This window comes from Ferroplasma acidarmanus Fer1 (assembly GCF_000152265.2).
Classification (GTDB): domain Archaea; phylum Thermoplasmatota; class Thermoplasmata; order Thermoplasmatales; family Thermoplasmataceae; genus Ferroplasma; species Ferroplasma acidiphilum.
The window spans coordinates 527,596-546,408 of the sequence record NC_021592.1; the positions used below are offsets into that span (position 1 = coordinate 527,596).

Consider the following 18,813-nt stretch of genomic DNA (forward strand, 5'->3'; position numbering starts at 1 on the left):
AAATATTTTCCATACATTTCCGGGGAAGATTTTAATTTAAATACACCATTATGATAGTATGAAACCGATCAGCGGGGTAATTCCTGCAATACCAACAATATTTAAAGATAATATGGAAATAGATTTCGATGGAATTGAAAACTGCATCGAATTTGCAATTAAATCAGGTGCCGGTGCCATTGCGCCAATGCTCCTCGGCGGTGAATTCTATAAATTAACATTCAATGAAAAAATTGAAATAATTAATAATGTAAGTAAATTCAGGAAGCGAATTAAAATATTCGCAGGAGTATCCGAACCGGCAACATTTGCTGCGGCAAAACTTGCAGAAAAAGCAAGGGATTCTGGGGTTTCTGGTATAATTTTAATGCCTCCATACTATTACCCGTATGGAAAACTTGAGAATAGCATAATAGCAAAGCATTTTATTGATATATCTAACTCCATAGATATTCCTGTAATTATACAGGATTTTGGATACCGGTCTAATATGCCATTAAAATTATTGAAAACCATAGCGGCCAATAATATAGCAGGAATAAAAACAGAAGGCAAGGACAGTGCCAGGAGAATACATTTACTGCATACCAATTTTCCTGATATTTCCATTCTTGGCGGGTATCTTGGCTTCGATATGGTTAATGAGTTGAACAATAGTTCTGATGGGTCTATAACAGGATTGGCATTTCTGGATATATTATCCGGAGTTTATGAAAAATACCGAAACAATGATAAAACGTATATTGATGATTTCAGCAAAATTCAGGAATTGCTTGGATTTGAAGCAGAAAATCTAAAATTCTTTGTCCAGATAGAAAAGAAAATACTGTACAGGAGAAAAATAATAATATATACAAATGTTAGAAGCCCGGAACCTGAAATGCCAGGCCGGATGGATTCAAAATTAAATATGATTCTCGATAAGATCTGGATTTAATGGTATATTGATTACTGTGGTTTGTATTCCAATCCGAATCCCGGCTTATCGCTCAATGTAAAGTAGCCTTTCTCCGGAAACAGCGTGCCCTCCATGTGCTGTTCCATCCATTCCCTGTATTTTGTCAGGAATTCAGCCACAGGCGTGACGCTCTCAGGTTCTGAGCCGATTACATGCAAATTGTAGATATTTCCCGTATGTGGAACTACTATGGCTCCGTAGGTTTCAGCCAAGGCAATAATTTTTTTCATAGGTGTTATTCCACCGGTCCATACAGCATCGGGCTGCAATATCCTTATTCCCGCATCAAGCAACCGCTTGAAGTCGTATACATGGTAATGGTGTTCTCCTTCAGAAATCGGAATTCCAGTCTTCCATGATAACATTTTCATAGCGTCGAAATCATCAGGCATCAATGGCTCTTCAACCCATGCCATATCGTACCTTTCCAGTTTTTTGACCATCTTCAGGGCAAAATTATAATTCCATGACATCCAGGCATCTCCAGCAAGCTCCACGTCATATCCCACAGCATCCCTTATTGTTTTAACAAGTTCTATATTTTTCTCCAGCCCGTTAATATCCGATGGGCCTGAAATAAATCTCATTTTCATTGTTTTATAGCCCTGGGAAACATATTCTTCCGCCTCTTTCCGGAGTTCTTTCAGGTCCGTCGGGTGCAGATGTGAGGCATATGCCCTTATGCGTTTTCTCGTTGCCCCACCCATTATTTTATATGCAGGGACATTGAGAGATTTAGAATATATATCGTACATCATTATGTTCACAGCACTGAGTGCATGCATCATCACACCGGACCTGCCAAGGGGAAGGGAAAGTCTGTAAAGCATATCCCATGCCATATTGATTTCCGAGATGTTAAATTCCTTAAGCTTGCCAGAAAATTCCATTACAAAAGATGCCACATCAGAGGTTGTATTATAGTATGAACTGTATTCCCCGGCCTTCATTTCAAGGGTGCAAACTTCGTTTATCATTGCAGCCTCGGTTGGAGATACCTCGCCAAGTATGTCCTTGTAGTAATCTGTGGGTTTTACGTATTTATACACAGGCTGTTTAACCTTTTCCCTGCCGATTATTTTAATACTTTCAACTTTCATACGATCATGTTTATAATTATTGATAAGTATTAAACATATATCCGGATATGTTTATAGCACAATAATACACTAAAACTTTAGATATCCACGTATGGATATATTCCAATGCAAATATTAAATTGCATTTTTATTTTGCTCCCTTTGCAGATGATATTTATATTATTATAATATATTAATTTATGAAAGCCGTTATTATAACCATTGGAAATGAGATACTCAAGGGAAGGACAGTAAATACAAACTTTTCTGATATAGGGAAAATATTGACCTATTCCGGATATGATGTAATAAAAGGGATAATAGTGCCTGATAATCTGGAACAAATTGCAGGTGCATTCAAAGAGGCATCCTCTATTGCCGATCTTATAGTTTCTTCCGGTGGATTGGGCCCGACCTACGATGATATGACATTAAAGGGTTTTTCACTGGCATTTAACCTGAAAATGGAGAGAAATGATAATGCGATGAATATGGTGCTGAAAAAGGTACATACATTAACTCCGGAAAGGGAGAAAATGGGAATGATACCTGAAAATTCGATACCGATAGAAAACAAAGCAGGCACGGCGCCTGGCATATATGAAAATATATCAGGGAAAGTATTCATTATCCTTCCAGGTGTACCACGGGAAGTTGAAGCAATAATGAAGGAAGTGGAACAGAGGATCAGGATAAAGGATTTCCATTACGTAGACAGGTCAATAGACCTTCACGATGCAAAAGAAAGCCTTTTAGCCCCTTTGATTGCAAAATTAATGAAAGAATATGGAGATAGGGCATATATCAAGACCCATCCGAAACTGGATAATGGAAAGCCGTGGGTTGAAGTAGAAGTTTCTGCCTCCGGAACTGACCCTGATGAAGTGGAAAATTTTGTATCCAGAATTCTGGAAATTATAGAGAAGGAGGCCGATAAAAGTAACTATGAATAATATTTGAAATAAATATCTTAAAATAGAGCCGATAACTTAATCAGTGGAAATATTATTAACTATCATGAATAAAGATATGGCCAGGAAGCTTATAGCCATAGTCGCCTCCAAGAAGGCAGACGGCTACAGCAAATCTGATTTTACCAACATTCTTTCATTTAAGAGAACACTGCTTCCCCCTGAGGATGTTGATAGGTTTTTACAGGTTTCCTTAGAATCCATGCTGCTGGTTGAAAAAAACGGTAAATACGTGCCGAATTTCAGTACCGAGGGTGTTATAGTCCCGCTTGATTTTTCCATTGATGTTGATGAACTATTTTCTGAAGCCACTGAAAAGCCACTTATTGATAGAATGCTTGAGGCAGCGTCGGCTTCTGGAAAAATGACAAAGAAAGAGGCGATAATAAGGGCAAAGGACCTTCTATCTGGAATGCAGTTTATTGACTTTGAAACTGCAATAATTACGGTATTATCAGATAGCGGGATAGATGTAACGCCTTTTGTACAGGAAAAAGAGAACAGTTTCTAAATATTTAATAAATTATATTGAAAGCCTCAGGCACTGTGGAAGAGACCTTTATACCGGTGTTTGAGAACATTGACCTGCCACATTCAATGCCAGCATCCCGGAGCTTTATCATGCTCGATTCAATAGATTTTGTATCCTTACCAGATATTCTTGCAAAATCCGCTATATCTGCAAAGTAAAGTGAAAGGTCATTCGTTTTGAGCCTTTCCATTGTGGAAAGAAATTGTTTATCCGGATTTTCTATGTAATCCAGCTTTTGAGCTACCTCTGAGTTGAGATTTCCAAGCCATAAAGGGCCTTCCCGGGAAGATGGATACACACCAGACAATCCGGAGTGCCTATCAAATATTCCCACCTGATCCAGCTGGGCATCTGCTTTACTGGATGAAGAAATGATCTGGAATATTATACGGTAATAATGTGAATGCCAGAGTGAGATCATGGGAATGGCTGCTTTGTCCAGGGCCGCAGCCCTCTTTACTATTTCCCCGATTAAAAGCCTTATTCCGGATTCGTGCCGGTAAATGTCGTTTATTACAAATGCTCTGTAACGCCTCAAAGTTTTGGCTGGCATGGATCCAGTAAGCGATGTGAGATCTGTTGCAGTAACCCCTATGTATCCCCTGTTTCTAATATTAATCATTGCATCATCCATGTATGGCAATACAGAACCATAGGGGTCTATATCGATATAATCAAAAAGGTAATCGTTTAATATAGCCTGGAAAGTTTTATTGTAAACCTCAACAGGTGAGTTGTTTAGTTCCCTGTTTATATTAATATATTCATATGACTTTTTATTGATTTCTGATATTACAGCTTTTATTCCTGCTTCCCTGTTTATTCTAATTCCCCTTACCCCCGTACCGCCAAAGGCATCGAGGGCTATTTTAGGCTTTACTGTTCTGAGAAATGAAATTGTGATGTCCCTGTTCAATTTCTGGTCCATGTTGTAAAATCCAGCAGTCCGTGTGCCCGGGCCCTTAATAATAAGGTTATCCGGGGCCATTAACTCTACAGCCCCCTCCCTGATTGTCTTAAATTGACTCTTCTTCTCCATTCAATACCTTTAAAATTTTAAATGGGAGTATATTCTTGTTAATCGGGGTTATATCGAAGACCCTCACACTTTCATACCCACGGAATTCCTGTAAAACCGGATTCCTGGACTTCTTATGCAGGGTAACTATTATAGATTTGTCAGATTTCATTGTCTCCTCTATTTCTGCTTTTATCTGTTTTGTTGTATTTTCAACCTTTCCAAGTTCGTCAAGTACTATAACATCAGCTTCTTCCCTTGATTTCTGGAGGCTGGGTACCAGAAGGCCTTCAAGTAATTTTGTATCCACGCCAAGCTTGTCTACCTTTACCCTTGAGATTAAATCGATCCTGGCAAATTCCACCCTTCTCTTTGTAAGAATGTCTGTTATATAATATGCAACTACCCTTCCATGCTCAATTTTTTCAGACACAAGTGTGCCTTCTATAACTTTCCCGTTGTTTTGAAGCATTTCCATAATTTTATTCAGCGCATCGGTTTTTATCGAACCGATAGGTCCTGTTATTCCTACTTTTATTCCCATTCTTATTCCTCCAAATACATCAGCGGGTAATTCAGGTCCTGCATATATTGCATTCTTGCCTTTACCTCCTGATCGTTATATCTTATAGCCAGCCTCACATCAAGCATATCCCCGGAGAGGGATACATACTGAAATGAGGTGTTTCTTTGCCCTTCAATGTTGATTTTTACCGATATGCTTTCTACAAAAGGCTGTAACTTTATACTCTTTTCTATTGCATTTTCCATATCTTTCCTGTTGCTATCGTTTACTGGCACTCCTATGAACTGATGAAATATTGCCCCCAGTTTTATTCCGGATTCAAATATTGCCCTTTCCCTGTCAGTGCAATTGAAATATTTTCTGGATGGATCATTCATTTATACACTATATTACATATAATTAATTAAAGATTGTTTTTTATTCTGACACTTTTTAAATATTCCTATGGGAACATAATAGCTATGTAGATGCATTTATATGTATGATTAGGATAACTTTAACGACATTAAAGTTAAATAAGGTGGAATATGTGAGCGTTTACAAGAACATTATGGAAATCCTGAAATATAAAAGGGTCCACATGACATTAATAGACCCTGCCGCCCAATCTCCTGACAGGTCTGTGGAACTGGCTGAAAAAGCTGATAAGGCTGGCACAGACTTTTTCCTCATAGGAGGGTCAACCGACATAGATTCCAGATTAATGGATAAAACCATAAGCGGGATTAAGGAGAAAACTGAAAAGCAGATAATTATATTCCCGGGATCAAGAAGCATGATAAGCCGTTATGCAGATGCAATTTATTACATGATGCTGATGAATTCAACCAATATAGATTATATAGTGGGCCATCAGATTGGCTCGGCGTCTATACTCAAAATGATGGGAATAGAAACAATACCTATGGGATATTTAATATTTGAGCCTGGCATGACTGTCGGGCGTGTTGGCAATGCGAGGCTTATAGGAAGGGATGATGAAAATACTGCATTGTCATATGCATTTGCTGCCGAATTTTTCGGATTCAAACTTCTTTACCTTGAAGCTGGTTCAGGGGCACCCGAACCGGTAGGATGCAATGTTATCAGGAGAATAAAGGAATCGGTAAAAATTCCTGTTATAGTTGGAGGCGGAATAAGGGATTATGGAAAAGCCAGGTCAATTATAGATGCGGGAGCAGACATTATAGTTACAGGAACAGTAATAGAGAAACATTCAAATCCCTATATGGCTTTAAAAGATATAATCAGTGCAATATGATTTTCTCTAACAATTTTTATTCTGCTTAATCCCCCTAAATTATATTAGGAAAGAAAAAATCTGGAACAATGGATAATAATAGCCTGGGTGACCCTCTTTATTTTCTTTATGCAATTCAGAGAAGCCCCTATGGTTTCAACCTTAAATGGAAACATGTCAAGCCATTAATATCATACATGTTCGGCAAAGAAGTTTTTGAAAATCTGAAAAATGATCAGGTAATAAATACATATAATGATGAAAATATACTGGAAATAATAAATATACCAGACATAAAGTACAATATTCCTGACGCAGAAAAGGAAATACTATTTCATAAATTTATAGATTTTGTATCCGGCAATAAGCTCATATCAGGAATTATGAAAATTATGTACCTCGACAGGAAAATTGCCCAGTTCATTATTGATATTTTAAACCAGAACCCTGATAAAACAATGGATGACCTTGTAGAGGCATCTGCATTCCCGATTGTCAATTTGCCGGATTTTTATTACTCAAAAGCATTTGCAGATTACTGCAAGCCATATATAGAGAATTTCAATCTGGATATGAAAGACATACTGAAATACCTTGGCAGGGAATGGTTTGTAAAGCTTGTAATTATTTTGAGGGATGGAACATTCAACAATAACAGTTTCTCAAAATCCATGGAGAACAACGGTCATGAATTTATATCAGGGGTCAGAGAGATAATAGAAAATGACTATCTCGCTGAAATAATAGTAAATCTGGACCTGTTTCTCAGTGACAGGAGAGTAAACAGGGCAATTATGAACTATGCATCCCGGTCTGTTAAGGAAAAGTTCATTAAAAGATTTTATGACTGGCTATCCATAGCAAATGATATAATGGTAGGGCTTGAATTCGTCATAGGCAGTATATTCTTTCTGCCCAGTGAGTTAAAGTATTCCACCCTGGGGGTTTACCTGTTTATAACAGGAAGTACACAGCTATTGATAAGGCCAATGATAAACATAGCAAGGAGAATACATATATTTTTTCTCCACAAAAAAATTTAACTTTACTTTTGCCTCAAAATGCGCAATCTTTGGATTGCCTGCGATACCTCATCGGGTTTCAGGTCGTTCATATTTTTTCCGGTAAACTTTGATATGGCAGCCCTTGTAAGTATTACCGTTTCTATTCCGGTTCCAATTGCCGCAACCACAAGCACGGTAAATCCGGTGATGAATATATGCAGGTGGCGCGCTGCATAACCGGTATTGAGCGTGAAATATGTAAATATGAAAAATGATAGAATGAAAATAAGTGAGAGGGAAAAGGTGACAAGCCTCAGGCGGAAAAGCCTCACGGCTCCATTTCTATCAAGTTGTGCCATAGCTAGCTAAAACAAAAGGAAATATTAAATTTTTGCCTCTCCACAAATTATTGATTAAATATGCGTGGTCAAATTATGCCATTTCTGTCAATTTAAAAAATAGATAAATTTAATTTATTAATTAAAATACTGCTCCATGAAGGTTAAGGTTCAGATAAAATATTTGCCCAATGTGGAGGACCCGGAGGCTTTAAGCATAAAAAGAAACCTGGAATTGATCGGGTATGAAGGCATAAAGAATATTTATTCCTATAAAATTTATGAATTTGAGACTTCACTTGATAGGGAAGATAGTATCAGTGAAATCAGGGAAATCGCAGAAAAACTTCTCACCAACCCTGTTATACAGGAATATAAAATAGAAGATATAAGTGAATAATATGTATGATATAATTAAAAGCTCAAATGAAAACCTGGGTAAAATAGCAGGTGAACTGGGGCTAACATATGATGAAATAGTGATGCTGAGAAATTATTTTACCGGGCTGGGAAGGAATCCTACTGATATTGAAATTCAGGCTATCGCACAGGGATGGAGTGAACATTCCTGCTATAAATCATCCAAGCTGTATCTTAAAAAATATTTTTCAGGCCTTAAAAGCGATTATACAATACTTACAATGGAGGATGATGCAGGTGTTATATCCTTTGATAAGGACTATGCCTATGTTGTGAAAATGGAAAGCCACAACCACCCGAGCGCTGTAGAACCATATGGTGGTGCAGCAACAGGAGTTGGCGGAATCATAAGGGATGTACTCTGCATGGGTGCACAGCCGGTTGCCCTCGTGGATTCCCTTTATTTTGGAGACCCTGACAATATGGATGGAAATCTCACAGAGCGCTTTATATTGAACAGGGTGGTTGCAGGCATCAGGGACTATGGAAACCGTGTGGGCATCCCCACGGTAGCTGGATCTACACATTTTAATAAAGTCTATAATGGAATGCCTCTGGTGAATGCAGGGTGCATCGGAATCGTAAGAAAAGATCATGTAGTGCGCAGCAGGGTAAGTGTGGAAGGAGACCTGCTTATTGTATGTGGCGGCAGGACAGGCAAAGATGGGATCCATGGAGTTAATTTTGCATCAAAGGTCCTTGACAAAGGCAGTGAAGAAAATAGAAATGCTGTGCAACTTGGCAATCCAATTATAAAAGAACCGTTGATACATGCTATTCTCGAGGCAAATGAAGAGAGAATTATAGATGGAATGAAAGACCTGGGTGGCGGTGGGCTATCCAGTGCAGTGAGTGAAATGCTCTTTGCAGGAGGCATGTCAGGAATCATTAACCTTGATAAGGTGCTCCTGAAGGACAGCCATATGGAGCCCTGGGAAATATGGGTCAGTGAATCCCAGGAGAGAATGTTTCTTGCAATTAAGCCATCCAACCTCCAGAAAATAAGCAGAATTTTTGAAAAATGGGGCATTGAATATTCCATTATAGGAGAAACAGTAAAAAATGAAAACCTTGTAATTAATTTTAACGGGGAAAAAATTCTGGATATGAAGCTCTCCTTCCTTACCGGAGGGCCGATGTATGCACGGAGTTACAAAAAGCCTGAGATGGAGGAGAAAACGGTACTGGACCGTGAGCCCGAAAATTACAGGGATTTTATTCTTAAATTTCTTTCCAATCCAAATATTTGCTCAAGGTTCAACATAGTAAGGCAGTATGATTTCACAGTACGCGGGAATACTATTGTAAAACCATTTGCTGGATTCCCCAATCATGAAACACATTCAGATGCAACCATCATTAAGCCGGTAGAAGAATCATATCAGGGGCTTTGCCTGACATCCGGATCTATACCGGAAATGGTAGGAATAGAGCCATATAATGGAACAATGCATGTTTTATCAGAGGGGTACAGGAATATACTTAGTTCTGGCGGCAGACCACATTCAATAGTGGACGCACTGAATTTTGGGAATCCGGAAAACCCTGAAACAATGTACAGATTCATTGAATCGATTCATGCAATATCAGATTTCTGCAAAGCGACAGGATTGCCACTTGTATCTGGAAATGTCAGCTTTTACAATGAAACGGACATTGAAATTCTTCCAACCCCGAATATGCTGCTGATAGGAAAAATAGAAGATGTGAGAAGGGCAAAAACAGTAGAGGCAAAAACTCCCGGGAATCCTATTTATCTTGCAGGCTCCATTATAAATGACCTGGCAGGGAGCCAGTATTCCTCTATTATGGGCACGGTTCACACAAAATTGCCTGACATGGATATAGATGAACTTGTCAATATTAATAAGGATTTATCTGACTCAATGGACTATATTGAGTCCATGCACGATATTTCCACAGGCGGATTGCTCATGGCAATTCTCGAAATGTCATTCGGAGGGCCATACGGGATTGAGGCTGATATATCTGATATCCATGGAAGGACAAATGAGAAACTGTTCTCAGAACTTGGGACCGGCATATTGATAGAAGTAAGAAAATCGGATGAAAAAGATTTCCTTGAAGCTTTCAGCAGGTCTAATATCAGGAAAATTGGAACTGTTATAGATGGCGAGGTAAAAATCAGTGAAAATGGAAGGTATATATTATCCGCCAAAAGTGAAAAACTGCGTTCCATATGGGAAAAGGGGCTGGATAAATATATTTAATCACAAAAATTTATAATAATAGGTCTTAATATGGACTTATGTCCGATTACATACATGAATTAAGATTTATGGAAGAGAAGAATTTAACCCTGGAAATCAGTTACAGGCTCAATTATGAAGATAAGGCATGCGGTTCCATCAGGATCTTTGCCGGCCAGATCGACCCGGAAAAGGATAATTATGAATTATATATGGAACTTTTAGAATGTGGGCTCACACCTGAACAGGTAGAGGAACGCGTAAAGAAAATGGAAGATGAAATCAACAGTGGAAAGCTAGACCTTACACTTTAACAATAATTATATAATAATTTAAAATACAAAAGAGAATGGTCAAGAAGAAAGTAATTGTTGGCATTGTGCTTATAGTAATAGGAATTTCACTTGTCATCGGCGGCGTTGCAACAATTACCGGTGAACCTTCTGATCATACAGTAAAAGAATACAGCAGCAATGTTTATACATCTACCCAGTTTAATTTTTCCACCAACAGGGTACTTTTAATGGTAACATCGGATAATTCCTCAGCAGGGCTGGTAAATTGCAGCAATATACAGGAACATGCATCCAGTTTTAATTCATCCAATATACACAATTACACGGTTACTCCAGCTAAATACGTTGACGGTGAGCCATATTATGCTAACCTGAACGGGACTTACAAATATGTGGTCATTACAGACAAGGCACCAACAATGGATTATAATTTTGTTACATCCTCAGAACTTGCAAGGGTTACCGATGCAAGCTATGTAGCTGCTGCAGGTGCACTTCTAACCGGTTCAGGGATCATAATTGCAATGGTTACAATACTTTTCGGGAAAATAAATGCCCGGAAGTAGGATTAGTTTTTCGTCTTTAATTCCAATGCTATAACCAATATACATGATTTTATGCCAGAGATTTTTTCAGAGAAGAAACAGGGCTGGATGCCCTGTGAACTAGAGTTTTTACCTTGGATAAATATGTCCATGAAGGAGCTTAGTCCATTAACCAATGATACAATTTCGAGAATAAGAATAGTAGAGGGCCCTGAACATCTACATTAACAACACAAAAAACTTTAAACTAATTGTAATAGGCTTATATGATCGTTTCACCACTGGATTATCGATATGGCAGGGACAATGTAAAAAACATATTTTCAGAGGAAACAAGGTTAAATATTATGCTAAATGTTGAAGCTGCAATTGCCCAGGCCGAGTCATATTACGGCATCATACCTGAAGAGGCATATGCAGACATAAGAAAAGTTGTTGATAACAATGAAGTAAAAATAGGCAGGGTAAAGGAGATAGAGGCAATCATAAACCACGATGTAATGTCAATAGTGGAAGGTTTAACGGAAAAATGCACTACTGGAAAAAATTATGTGCATTTCGGTGTTACTTCCAATGACATAAACGACTCTGCCTCTGCAGTGCAGATGAAAAGAGCCATAAGCATAATAATATCTGACCTTGAGGATCTGGGCAAAGCCCTTGTAAGCAGGATAAAAGAAAATGAAGAGACAATAATGGTTGGTAGGACCCACGGGCAACATGCATCCCCTATAACACTGGGACTAAAGTTTGCTGTGTACCTTTCAGAGATCGGCAGGCATCTGGAGAGGATCCAGGAAGCAAGAAAACGGATTATTGCAGGCAAAATCCTTGGCCCGGTTGGAACAGGCGCTGCACTTGGAAAAAATGCCCTTAAGATTCAGGAAAAAACATGCGAAATACTGGGCATAACACACGAAACGGCATCAACCCAGATAGTTGGTAGGGATAGGTATATTGAATATCTTTCAATAATAAACAATATATCGGTATCCATGGAAAAATTTGCAACCGAAATACGGAATCTTCAAAGGCCGGAAATTTATGAACTTTCAGAATATTTCGATAGTGATAAGCAGGTAGGGTCAAGCTCCATGCCATCAAAGAGAAACCCCATAGTTTCCGAGAATATAGTTAGCCTTGCAAGATTAACAAGGTCATTTATAATTCCTGAATATGAGGCGGGAGTCCAGTGGCATGAGAGAGACCTTACCAACAGTGCACTGGAGAGATTTACCATACCATATGTATCCATACTCGCAGATGATATAATAACTAAAATGACCGGTGTATTTTCACATTTGTTTATAAACCGCGAAGAGATGAAAAAAAGGGCATATGGAGATGAGTTTATTATGTCTGAAAGTGTTACCACCACCTTAACGGAAAATGGCATGCCCAGGCAGGATGCCCATGAATTTGTCAGGGAGGCTTCAATGCATGCCTATAAACAGAAAAAAACGTTAAAGGAAACTCTGGTGGATATGGGTATTCTAAACCACATCTCTGAAAAAATACTTGATCGAGCTATGGAGCCTGAAAATTTCCTCGGTGTTTCAAAAGAAATATGCGAAGATGCAATAAAAAACTTTGATAACCTTCAAAAATACCTGGCAGGTGAGATATATGATTGAAAATTTCGAGGATACAAAGAGGTATAAATTAATATTAAACGAAATTAATGGAGAAGAAAAATCCATAACGGGAATACAAAAATCACTTGAAGAAAAAGGAATAAATATGCACAGGCTTGTGCTTACAGGTTACCTGAATGCAATGGTTGAACTTGGCATATTGCGTGAAAGGGAAATAAAGCCAGCAAGGATATTTTCATTTATCGGGCAGAATAAGCAGGACATATACAGTATAATTGGTTCAAACATGAAAAAATTTGATGAGAGCAATGCGGGATATAACTCACTGCTTGTACTCCATTATTTATTTGAAAGGCCTATATTTACCAGGGAACTGGAAAAGTGCAATGTGGTAATCCCATCAAAATCCATTAAATACGTTGATTCCCGTTACAGGGCTGATTATATTAAAAAACTTGGGGAAGCGAATATAAAAATATCACCGTCCAGCACGCTTATAGAGCCTGTTGATGCTGATAAAATATCCATAACAAAACTTTTAAACTACATTATTTCTAATGAATATGACATAAAGAAATATACTGTGGTAAATACAAGCCAGAAAACACTTGATTAATAAAAGTTATATCCGTTAATTATATTATTAACAGATAAACTATGACAATATATATGTACGTCCTTGCTTATAAAATGAATGGCAAATTCTGGGCACTTACGGACAAAGAAAAAGAAAATGTAAACAGCAACATTATACATTTCATTAATAATTACAGAAAAAACCTTATCAGTATAAAATACTACAAATCAATAAGGCATGACAATGATATTCTTATCTGGTCAGCCTCTGACATGCCGATTAACCTTGAAGGGCTAAAGGAAGGAATAAACTCTGCCATTGGAATCTATGGAAAAAGTGAATACAGCATGTTCTCACTCTACGAGCATTCTCCATATGTAAATGCAACAAACAGCCTGGAAGATACCTTGAAAACAGACCCAAAAAAATATTTTGTGGTATATCCTATGAGCAAGGATAGGGAATGGTACCTGATCAATTATGAAGAGAGAAAAAAGATACTGGCGGGACACATAGGAACTGCCAGAAGCGACAAGGAAAGCCCGGGAATAATATCCTATACAACATACTCATTCGGATTGGGAGACCAGGAATTTGTGGTTCTTTATGAACTGGATGACCTTGCTGCATGGTCACATGTAACAGAAAAATTGAGGGAAGTTATGGCAAGAAAATGGATAATAAATGAAGCCCCGATATTTGTTGGAATATACAATGGGGATAAACTGGTGATTTAAGATGTCGATAAAAAATTATTTCAGGGGTTCTGATTATTTTAATCAGCCACAGGAACTGGAAAACCTTACGCCCGAGAAACTTACTGCCTTGAAGGAAAAATATCCTGTAATTGATGTACGCACTGGCTTTGAATACAGGCATGGGCATATAAAGGGTGCTATACCCTATAAACTTGGAAAAGAAGATGAAATAGAGAAAAAATTTCCAAAGGACGACCCTATTATTCTTATATGCAAAACCGGTCACCGTAGCCGTGCAGCGGCAAACAGGCTTGTTAGGAAAGGATATAAAAAGTTATACCACCTTGAAGGCGGTATGGATAAATGGAGAAAGGAAAATTTTCCAGTAGAAAAATAATTTATGCTAATCCAAGTTGTTCCAGTTCATTCTTTTCTTTGGATTTCTTTTTAAGTATATATCTTGTTATATAACCTGCAATGGCATTTGCAGTTTTTTTCGTTACAGTTTTCTCTATAAAACTGTGTAAAATCTCCTTATTATGGTTAAAATCCTCATTGAAAAGATCCTTGTTATTATCAACTAATTCTTCAGAAATTCTTTTTATGTTAGACGGCCTTATGCTTCCCATTAACACATTATTTTAAAACAATATATAAACAATTTCATTTATGAATCTAGTTGAACTGGAAAAATGAAAATTTATAAAAATAATTATTCCTTTGGGGGAACAACTGTAACTGGAATATTGGAGTGTGCTATAATTCCAGAACTTACAGACCCTAGTATGAGTTTACTGAAACCATGCAATTTCCTTGTGCCTGTGACTATTAAGTTAATTCCTTTCTCCTCTGCTGTTTTTAGAATGATTTTCGGTATCTCCTCACCATTAGAACTTATCTTTATCAGTTCGTATTTAGCTTCTTCTTTATCCAGAACTTTTTTTGCCTTTTCCAGGATCTGGTCGGCAGTTTTATCCTGCCCCTCATAAACAGATTGTGGTATATAGGAATCGAAGCTCGCACTGATTCCAACTATTGTGGGTATAACATAAACAATATAATATTCATCAACAGTGCATTTTAATTCAAGGGCATATTTAAGCGCCTCTCTAGCCCCCTCTGATCCATCATATGATACTAAAACTTTCATTAGAAATAATCAGACAGAAGTATTTAAATTTATTTAATAATTATGTTGCTTGCACCGGTACACCGGATACTTATGACCTTTGCAGCCATAAATAATGGTTTAATAATAAAATAGGTATTTATATTAAAAAATAATACCAAATATACATTTATATTTGAGGTGACATATTGAAACGAAGTTCAAGAGATTGGAAAAAGAAAGGAAACATGCGTTGGAAATGGAGAAAAAAGAAAATAAGAAGATTAAAGAGAGCCAGAAGAGCAAGCAAGCAATAATGCCATAGGTTTTTCTATGGCTGCCTTCCATTATGTTAATGCATATCATTTGTTCATTGTTAGTTAACAAATTCCTATTTTAAAAAGTTTTTATATAGAACAGTTATACTTGTATTAGAAATGAAAACTAAGGCCACTATAGGAAATTATACTGTGCTTTTAAAATCAAACCTGGCCCAGGCGATCAAGGTTCTTTATAATACAAGGAAAGTTATATATTATCCAGCAAACAGGGACTATCCAAAATTAAGTGAAGCACTGGATATATTTAAATTAAATATAAACAGCATGGAAGACAAGGGGGCCAGGGTAGCTATTGCCTTTAATGGGAATTTTATATATAAAAAACTGGACACTGACAAAAAAAATAGCCTTATACATTTTCTGGACTTCCTGCTTCTGATCCCACCTCCAAAATTTTCAATAAGGAAAGGCAAAAACACTGCAATAATTAATGAAATAACAGTCCCAAAACTATCTTCAATACTGGATTCGGTGCTTAACTTTAAATTTCCCAGATACTGGATAGATAAACAGAAAGAATATGAATCTATATCTATTGCCATAATGAGGATAATAAATGAAAGTGGCAATAACCAGAGTTTGCCGGAACCACTATGGAAAATTGAGCAAAATTTAAAAGAAAAAGATATTGAATCTATAAAGTTTTATACAGCTCAAATAAAAGAATGGATATCTATGGGATTAATTTTATGACTGCTCTTTCTTTGCTTCTGGCAATATGAGTTTAGGCACGCCATGGACATGCTTATAGGATGCTAAAGCAATTTCTTCCAGGGTTAACCCCTTTGTTTCTGGCGTAAAGAATATTGTAAATACAAAGGCCAGAACCATTAAACCGAGAAGGATAAAGAAGAACGATGATTTGCCCAGTGATGCACTTATAAGCGGAAACATGAACGCAGCAAGGAAAGAAGCTATCCTTGTTATGCCTGTAGCACCGCCCATGGATGAAGACCTCAATTTTGTTGGAAGCAGTTCTATTGCGTATAATCCCATGGTATCACCGGGACCAAGGTTGCCTATGCCATAGTCAATCACAAATGCTGCAATTCCGATAATTATCCCTATGCTTGCTATCGCACTGGATGCAATAAAGAACATAGCCATGGCTATTGCCATTCCACCGAATCCTAAAGCCTGCAAAGGCCTCCTGCCAAGCCTGTCATTAAGCATTACTGCACCGAATGCACCGAGGAATCCAACCGGCATGTTAAATATAAGGGAAAACAGTAGTGAAGAACTATGTGATATTCCCAGTGTAGTTAGTATAATTGGTGAATAAAGGCCTATACCATATCCAGCTATATCATAGAGTATCCACTGGAACCATATAATAGCCGTACGTTTTCCATATTCCCCCTTAAATAGTGCTGTGAATGAACCGGCGGCGATATTTTCTTCCTTCTCCCTTTCAGCTATTATAGCTTTTATATCCTCTTTTGTAATCCCTACCCGTTCTGCTATTGAATCCAGGTCTTTTGCGGATAATTTTGATTTGCCCGGCTCCAGTATATCCCATCTCACAGATTCTGGCATCCGTGTTCTTAACACTACTGTAACTATTGCAGGTATTGCACCTATAGCCAGTGTATATCTCCATCCCACAAGAGGGTTTATCATATAAAAAACGTATCCGATTGCAAATGCCGCTCCTGCACCGATGCTCCAGAATGTCCAGACCCAGCCATATCCTGCACCCCTCTTTTTGTCCGGGTACATTTCTGTTGTGTATACCGGACTCAAAGCGTAATCTGCTCCAACTCCCCAGCCCACGAAGAACCTGAATATTATCATTTCATATATGTTCGTGGATAACGCAGATAGTATAGCAAATACAGCGAAGAATATGAGATCGAATATATACAGATACCGCCTGCCAATATTATCGGCAAAATGCCCGAAAATAACGGCACCCACAAAGGCACCCAGAAGTGCTGCGCCGGTAACAAAAGATTCCGTAAATGGATCATAATGGAATGGCTTAAATGTAACAAGCACAAGAGTAAATACGGATATCACACTCAAATCGTAACCATCCAGAAAATACCCCATAGCGGAAAGTGTTGTAATCACTGACCTGCCGGGAATTTTAATTTGACTTCCAGTTTCGTTTTCTGTCATTCAAAAAGTATAAACCAGATGTATATAAATAATTGCATAATACTTAATAATAGCAGCAATATCAAGATGATTATATTATTATTTGTGGCATATTTGCCTGTTTCAATGAATACTGCATGGCATCTATTTATTATATTTCATGAACCAGCATACTATGTTGTATTTCAATGTTTCTATGGTCGCATAACATCCCTGAACTATATTAATGCAGTTAACCAATATTATTTCAAAAGTGTAATAAAAAGTTTTATAAATCAATACAGATAAGGTATAATGCTGGAACACGTGGACACTGGTACCCATCTCTATTTTCTCCATATGTTGCAGGATAACGGCATGGGAATCCAGTTCAAATGGAAGGAAATTAAAGATATTTCTGTTGCAATATTTGGAGATAGCATATTTGATGACATTGTTAAGAATGAAATTGTGGATACATGCTCCGATAATGAAATACTTGAAGTAACCAATCTGAATAATATAGATTCGAACCTGCCACGATCTCAACGTGAATCCCTATACAGCGCAATTATAAAGTTTCTTTCCACGGACGAAAACGTGCCAGGAATAATGGAAATAATATATGCATCCCGTAAAATAGGGAGGGCTATAATTGATTCTATTAACATGAATATTATAATAAATAAATTAGAGGATAGGTATATAAATTTAAGAATAGCTATGGCAATGGCGTCATCCATGGACTTTTACTACTCTGTACCATTCAGGTCTTTCTGTAAAACAAGGCTGGATAAGGTTCAATTTTCTATTGATAATTATGAAAAATATCTTGGCGACATGTGGTTTATAAAAATAGTGCTGGCTATGAAAGACAATACAGGTGAAGGCCTGGCATACGTAAAATTTCCGGAAAATTCGAGGTTAAATTATATTGAAACAATAAACGGCATGGCTGCCGGCGGGCTTCTGGCGTCATTGTTCTTGCACAGCGCAGAGTTCTTGAGTGATACCAGGGTAATTTCGGCTATAAACCGGTACGAATATAATGAAATAAAGAAGCAGAGAGCAGGCAAGTTTTATGGCTGGGTCGCTATAGGCAATGATGTGGCAATAGGCCTTGAGTTTCTAAGTGGCAGCATATTATTTTTAAGCCAGGCAGATTACTTCTATGGAGTATACCTTTTCATAGCCGCGAGCATACAGTTGCTTGTTAAGCCAGGTATTGAAATATTCCGGAGAGCAAGAGTTTCCACAATGAAGAAAAATAAATAATGT

Annotated in this window: 24 protein-coding genes; 16 read left to right on the plus strand and 8 right to left on the minus strand. The window is 37.6% G+C overall.

Features of this window, described 5'->3' with window-relative positions:
* Window positions 1-58 precede the first annotated feature (58 nt).
* On the plus strand, window positions 59-937 hold the full coding sequence (locus FACI_RS02465) for a dihydrodipicolinate synthase family protein (protein WP_009886527.1): 879 nt from the start codon (window positions 59-61) through the stop codon (window positions 935-937).
* Window positions 938-948: 11 nt separating this feature from the next.
* On the opposite strand, the gene FACI_RS02470 is transcribed toward FACI_RS02465, so the two are convergent.
* On the minus strand, window positions 949-2,058 hold the full coding sequence (locus tag FACI_RS02470) for an L-rhamnonate dehydratase (RefSeq protein WP_009886528.1): 1,110 nt from the start codon (window positions 2,056-2,058) through the stop codon (window positions 949-951).
* A 179-nt stretch (window positions 2,059-2,237) separates the two neighbouring features.
* Between FACI_RS02470 and FACI_RS02475 the strand changes: the two genes are divergently transcribed.
* Entirely contained in the window at window positions 2,238-2,990 is a 753-nt protein-coding gene (locus FACI_RS02475; protein ID WP_009886529.1) for a molybdopterin-binding protein, read from the plus strand.
* A 64-nt stretch (window positions 2,991-3,054) separates the two neighbouring features.
* Window positions 3,055-3,519, plus strand: a complete 465-nt coding sequence (locus FACI_RS02480; protein WP_009886530.1) for a DUF2240 family protein — start codon at window positions 3,055-3,057, stop codon at window positions 3,517-3,519.
* A 4-nt stretch (window positions 3,520-3,523) separates the two neighbouring features.
* Here the strand turns inward: FACI_RS02480 and FACI_RS02485 are convergent, their stop codons facing one another.
* Genes FACI_RS02485 through FACI_RS02495 form a run of 3 tightly spaced genes read right to left on the minus strand, consistent with a single transcriptional unit; the run spans window position 3,524 to window position 5,461 of the window.
* Window positions 3,524-4,579 carry a class I SAM-dependent methyltransferase gene (locus FACI_RS02485; protein ID WP_009886531.1) on the minus strand — a complete coding sequence of 352 codons (1,056 nt, stop codon included), beginning with the start codon at window positions 4,577-4,579 and terminating at the stop codon, window positions 3,524-3,526.
* Window positions 4,557-5,102, minus strand: a complete 546-nt coding sequence (locus FACI_RS02490; RefSeq protein ID WP_009886532.1) for an NTPase — start codon at window positions 5,100-5,102, stop codon at window positions 4,557-4,559. Before FACI_RS02490 ends, FACI_RS02485 begins: the two co-directional genes overlap by 23 nt.
* Before the next feature lie 2 nt (window positions 5,103-5,104).
* Window positions 5,105-5,461, minus strand: coding sequence for a dihydroneopterin aldolase family protein (locus FACI_RS02495; protein ID WP_009886533.1), 357 nt, complete (start codon window positions 5,459-5,461; stop codon window positions 5,105-5,107).
* 152 nt (window positions 5,462-5,613) lie between these two features.
* Between FACI_RS02495 and FACI_RS02500 the strand changes: the two genes are divergently transcribed.
* Window positions 5,614-6,345 (plus strand): geranylgeranylglyceryl/heptaprenylglyceryl phosphate synthase, encoded by a 732-nt coding sequence (locus tag FACI_RS02500; RefSeq protein WP_196795588.1) that lies wholly within the window; start codon window positions 5,614-5,616, stop codon window positions 6,343-6,345.
* 68 nt (window positions 6,346-6,413) lie between these two features.
* Complete coding sequence (locus FACI_RS09740; protein WP_009886535.1) at window positions 6,414-7,367, plus strand: YrhK family protein; 954 nt, start codon at window positions 6,414-6,416, stop codon at window positions 7,365-7,367.
* 2 nt (window positions 7,368-7,369) lie between these two features.
* On the opposite strand, the gene FACI_RS02510 is transcribed toward FACI_RS09740, so the two are convergent.
* Complete coding sequence (locus tag FACI_RS02510; protein WP_009886536.1) at window positions 7,370-7,687, minus strand: hypothetical protein; 318 nt, start codon at window positions 7,685-7,687, stop codon at window positions 7,370-7,372.
* A gap of 136 nt (window positions 7,688-7,823) precedes the next feature.
* Here FACI_RS02510 and purS point away from each other — a divergent pair, with 136 nt between their 5' ends.
* From purS to FACI_RS02550, 8 genes are all read left to right on the plus strand, one after another.
* Complete coding sequence (gene purS, locus FACI_RS02515; protein WP_009886537.1) at window positions 7,824-8,066, plus strand: phosphoribosylformylglycinamidine synthase subunit PurS; 243 nt, start codon at window positions 7,824-7,826, stop codon at window positions 8,064-8,066.
* A 1-nt stretch (window position 8,067) separates the two neighbouring features.
* On the plus strand, window positions 8,068-10,317 hold the full coding sequence (gene purL, locus FACI_RS02520; RefSeq protein WP_009886538.1) for a phosphoribosylformylglycinamidine synthase subunit PurL: 2,250 nt from the start codon (window positions 8,068-8,070) through the stop codon (window positions 10,315-10,317).
* 38 nt (window positions 10,318-10,355) lie between these two features.
* Window positions 10,356-10,610 carry a hypothetical protein gene (locus FACI_RS02525; protein ID WP_009886539.1) on the plus strand — a complete coding sequence of 85 codons (255 nt, stop codon included), beginning with the start codon at window positions 10,356-10,358 and terminating at the stop codon, window positions 10,608-10,610.
* Window positions 10,611-10,645: 35 nt separating this feature from the next.
* Complete coding sequence (locus FACI_RS02530; RefSeq protein ID WP_009886540.1) at window positions 10,646-11,158, plus strand: hypothetical protein; 513 nt, start codon at window positions 10,646-10,648, stop codon at window positions 11,156-11,158.
* Between the two features lie 245 nt (window positions 11,159-11,403).
* Window positions 11,404-12,771 (plus strand): adenylosuccinate lyase, encoded by a 1,368-nt coding sequence (gene purB, locus FACI_RS02535; RefSeq protein ID WP_009886542.1) that lies wholly within the window; start codon window positions 11,404-11,406, stop codon window positions 12,769-12,771.
* A complete protein-coding gene (locus FACI_RS02540) occupies window positions 12,764-13,348 on the plus strand; it encodes a hypothetical protein (RefSeq protein ID WP_009886543.1) in 585 nt (194 codons plus the stop codon). Before purB ends, FACI_RS02540 begins: the two co-directional genes overlap by 8 nt.
* A gap of 41 nt (window positions 13,349-13,389) precedes the next feature.
* Window positions 13,390-14,046 carry a chlorite dismutase family protein gene (locus FACI_RS02545; protein ID WP_009886544.1) on the plus strand — a complete coding sequence of 219 codons (657 nt, stop codon included), beginning with the start codon at window positions 13,390-13,392 and terminating at the stop codon, window positions 14,044-14,046.
* A 1-nt stretch (window position 14,047) separates the two neighbouring features.
* Entirely contained in the window at window positions 14,048-14,404 is a 357-nt protein-coding gene (locus tag FACI_RS02550; RefSeq protein ID WP_009886545.1) for a rhodanese-like domain-containing protein, read from the plus strand.
* A gap of 1 nt (window position 14,405) precedes the next feature.
* Here FACI_RS02550 and FACI_RS02555 read toward each other — a convergent pair whose 3' ends face one another.
* Both FACI_RS02555 and FACI_RS02560 read right to left on the minus strand, forming a co-directional pair.
* Complete coding sequence (locus FACI_RS02555; protein WP_009886546.1) at window positions 14,406-14,636, minus strand: 30S ribosomal protein S17e; 231 nt, start codon at window positions 14,634-14,636, stop codon at window positions 14,406-14,408.
* Between the two features lie 83 nt (window positions 14,637-14,719).
* A complete protein-coding gene (locus tag FACI_RS02560; protein ID WP_009886547.1) occupies window positions 14,720-15,157 on the minus strand; it encodes a universal stress protein in 438 nt (145 codons plus the stop codon).
* 167 nt (window positions 15,158-15,324) lie between these two features.
* Between FACI_RS02560 and FACI_RS10455 the strand changes: the two genes are divergently transcribed.
* Window positions 15,325-15,432, plus strand: coding sequence for a 50S ribosomal protein L41e (locus tag FACI_RS10455; protein ID WP_081142907.1), 108 nt, complete (start codon window positions 15,325-15,327; stop codon window positions 15,430-15,432).
* A 120-nt stretch (window positions 15,433-15,552) separates the two neighbouring features.
* Window positions 15,553-16,149, plus strand: coding sequence for a hypothetical protein (locus tag FACI_RS02565; RefSeq protein WP_009886549.1), 597 nt, complete (start codon window positions 15,553-15,555; stop codon window positions 16,147-16,149).
* Here FACI_RS02565 and FACI_RS02570 read toward each other — a convergent pair.
* Entirely contained in the window at window positions 16,144-17,577 is a 1,434-nt protein-coding gene (locus tag FACI_RS02570) for an MFS transporter (RefSeq protein ID WP_009886550.1), read from the minus strand. The genes FACI_RS02565 and FACI_RS02570 overlap by 6 nt on opposite strands.
* Before the next feature lie 273 nt (window positions 17,578-17,850).
* Here FACI_RS02570 and FACI_RS02575 point away from each other — a divergent pair, with 273 nt between their 5' ends.
* Window positions 17,851-18,810: a YrhK family protein gene (locus tag FACI_RS02575; RefSeq protein WP_009886551.1), complete on the plus strand. Its 960-nt coding sequence runs from the start codon at window positions 17,851-17,853 to the stop codon at window positions 18,808-18,810.
* The last annotated feature ends 3 nt before the right edge of the window (window positions 18,811-18,813 follow it).

Coding starts and splice junctions, on each gene's coding strand:
- FACI_RS02465 (WP_009886527.1), top strand. CDS start 59: ATGAAACCGATCAGCGGGGTAATTCCTGCAATACCAACAATATTTAAA.
- FACI_RS02470 (WP_009886528.1), bottom strand. CDS start 2,058: ATGAAAGTTGAAAGTATTAAAATAATCGGCAGGGAAAAGGTTAAACAG.
- FACI_RS02475 (WP_009886529.1), top strand. CDS start 2,238: ATGAAAGCCGTTATTATAACCATTGGAAATGAGATACTCAAGGGAAGG.
- FACI_RS02480 (WP_009886530.1), top strand. CDS start 3,055: ATGAATAAAGATATGGCCAGGAAGCTTATAGCCATAGTCGCCTCCAAG.
- FACI_RS02485 (WP_009886531.1), bottom strand. CDS start 4,579: ATGGAGAAGAAGAGTCAATTTAAGACAATCAGGGAGGGGGCTGTAGAG.
- FACI_RS02490 (WP_009886532.1), bottom strand. CDS start 5,102: ATGGGAATAAAAGTAGGAATAACAGGACCTATCGGTTCGATAAAAACC.
- FACI_RS02495 (WP_009886533.1), bottom strand. CDS start 5,461: ATGAATGATCCATCCAGAAAATATTTCAATTGCACTGACAGGGAAAGG.
- FACI_RS09740 (WP_009886535.1), top strand. CDS start 6,414: ATGGATAATAATAGCCTGGGTGACCCTCTTTATTTTCTTTATGCAATT.
- FACI_RS02510 (WP_009886536.1), bottom strand. CDS start 7,687: ATGGCACAACTTGATAGAAATGGAGCCGTGAGGCTTTTCCGCCTGAGG.
- purS (WP_009886537.1), top strand. CDS start 7,824: ATGAAGGTTAAGGTTCAGATAAAATATTTGCCCAATGTGGAGGACCCG.
- purL (WP_009886538.1), top strand. CDS start 8,068: ATGTATGATATAATTAAAAGCTCAAATGAAAACCTGGGTAAAATAGCA.
- FACI_RS02525 (WP_009886539.1), top strand. CDS start 10,356: ATGTCCGATTACATACATGAATTAAGATTTATGGAAGAGAAGAATTTA.
- FACI_RS02530 (WP_009886540.1), top strand. CDS start 10,646: ATGGTCAAGAAGAAAGTAATTGTTGGCATTGTGCTTATAGTAATAGGA.
- purB (WP_009886542.1), top strand. CDS start 11,404: ATGATCGTTTCACCACTGGATTATCGATATGGCAGGGACAATGTAAAA.
- FACI_RS02540 (WP_009886543.1), top strand. CDS start 12,764: ATGATTGAAAATTTCGAGGATACAAAGAGGTATAAATTAATATTAAAC.
- FACI_RS02545 (WP_009886544.1), top strand. CDS start 13,390: ATGACAATATATATGTACGTCCTTGCTTATAAAATGAATGGCAAATTC.
- FACI_RS02550 (WP_009886545.1), top strand. CDS start 14,048: ATGTCGATAAAAAATTATTTCAGGGGTTCTGATTATTTTAATCAGCCA.
- FACI_RS02555 (WP_009886546.1), bottom strand. CDS start 14,636: ATGGGAAGCATAAGGCCGTCTAACATAAAAAGAATTTCTGAAGAATTA.
- FACI_RS02560 (WP_009886547.1), bottom strand. CDS start 15,157: ATGAAAGTTTTAGTATCATATGATGGATCAGAGGGGGCTAGAGAGGCG.
- FACI_RS02565 (WP_009886549.1), top strand. CDS start 15,553: ATGAAAACTAAGGCCACTATAGGAAATTATACTGTGCTTTTAAAATCA.
- FACI_RS02570 (WP_009886550.1), bottom strand. CDS start 17,577: ATGACAGAAAACGAAACTGGAAGTCAAATTAAAATTCCCGGCAGGTCA.
- FACI_RS02575 (WP_009886551.1), top strand. CDS start 17,851: ATGCTGGAACACGTGGACACTGGTACCCATCTCTATTTTCTCCATATG.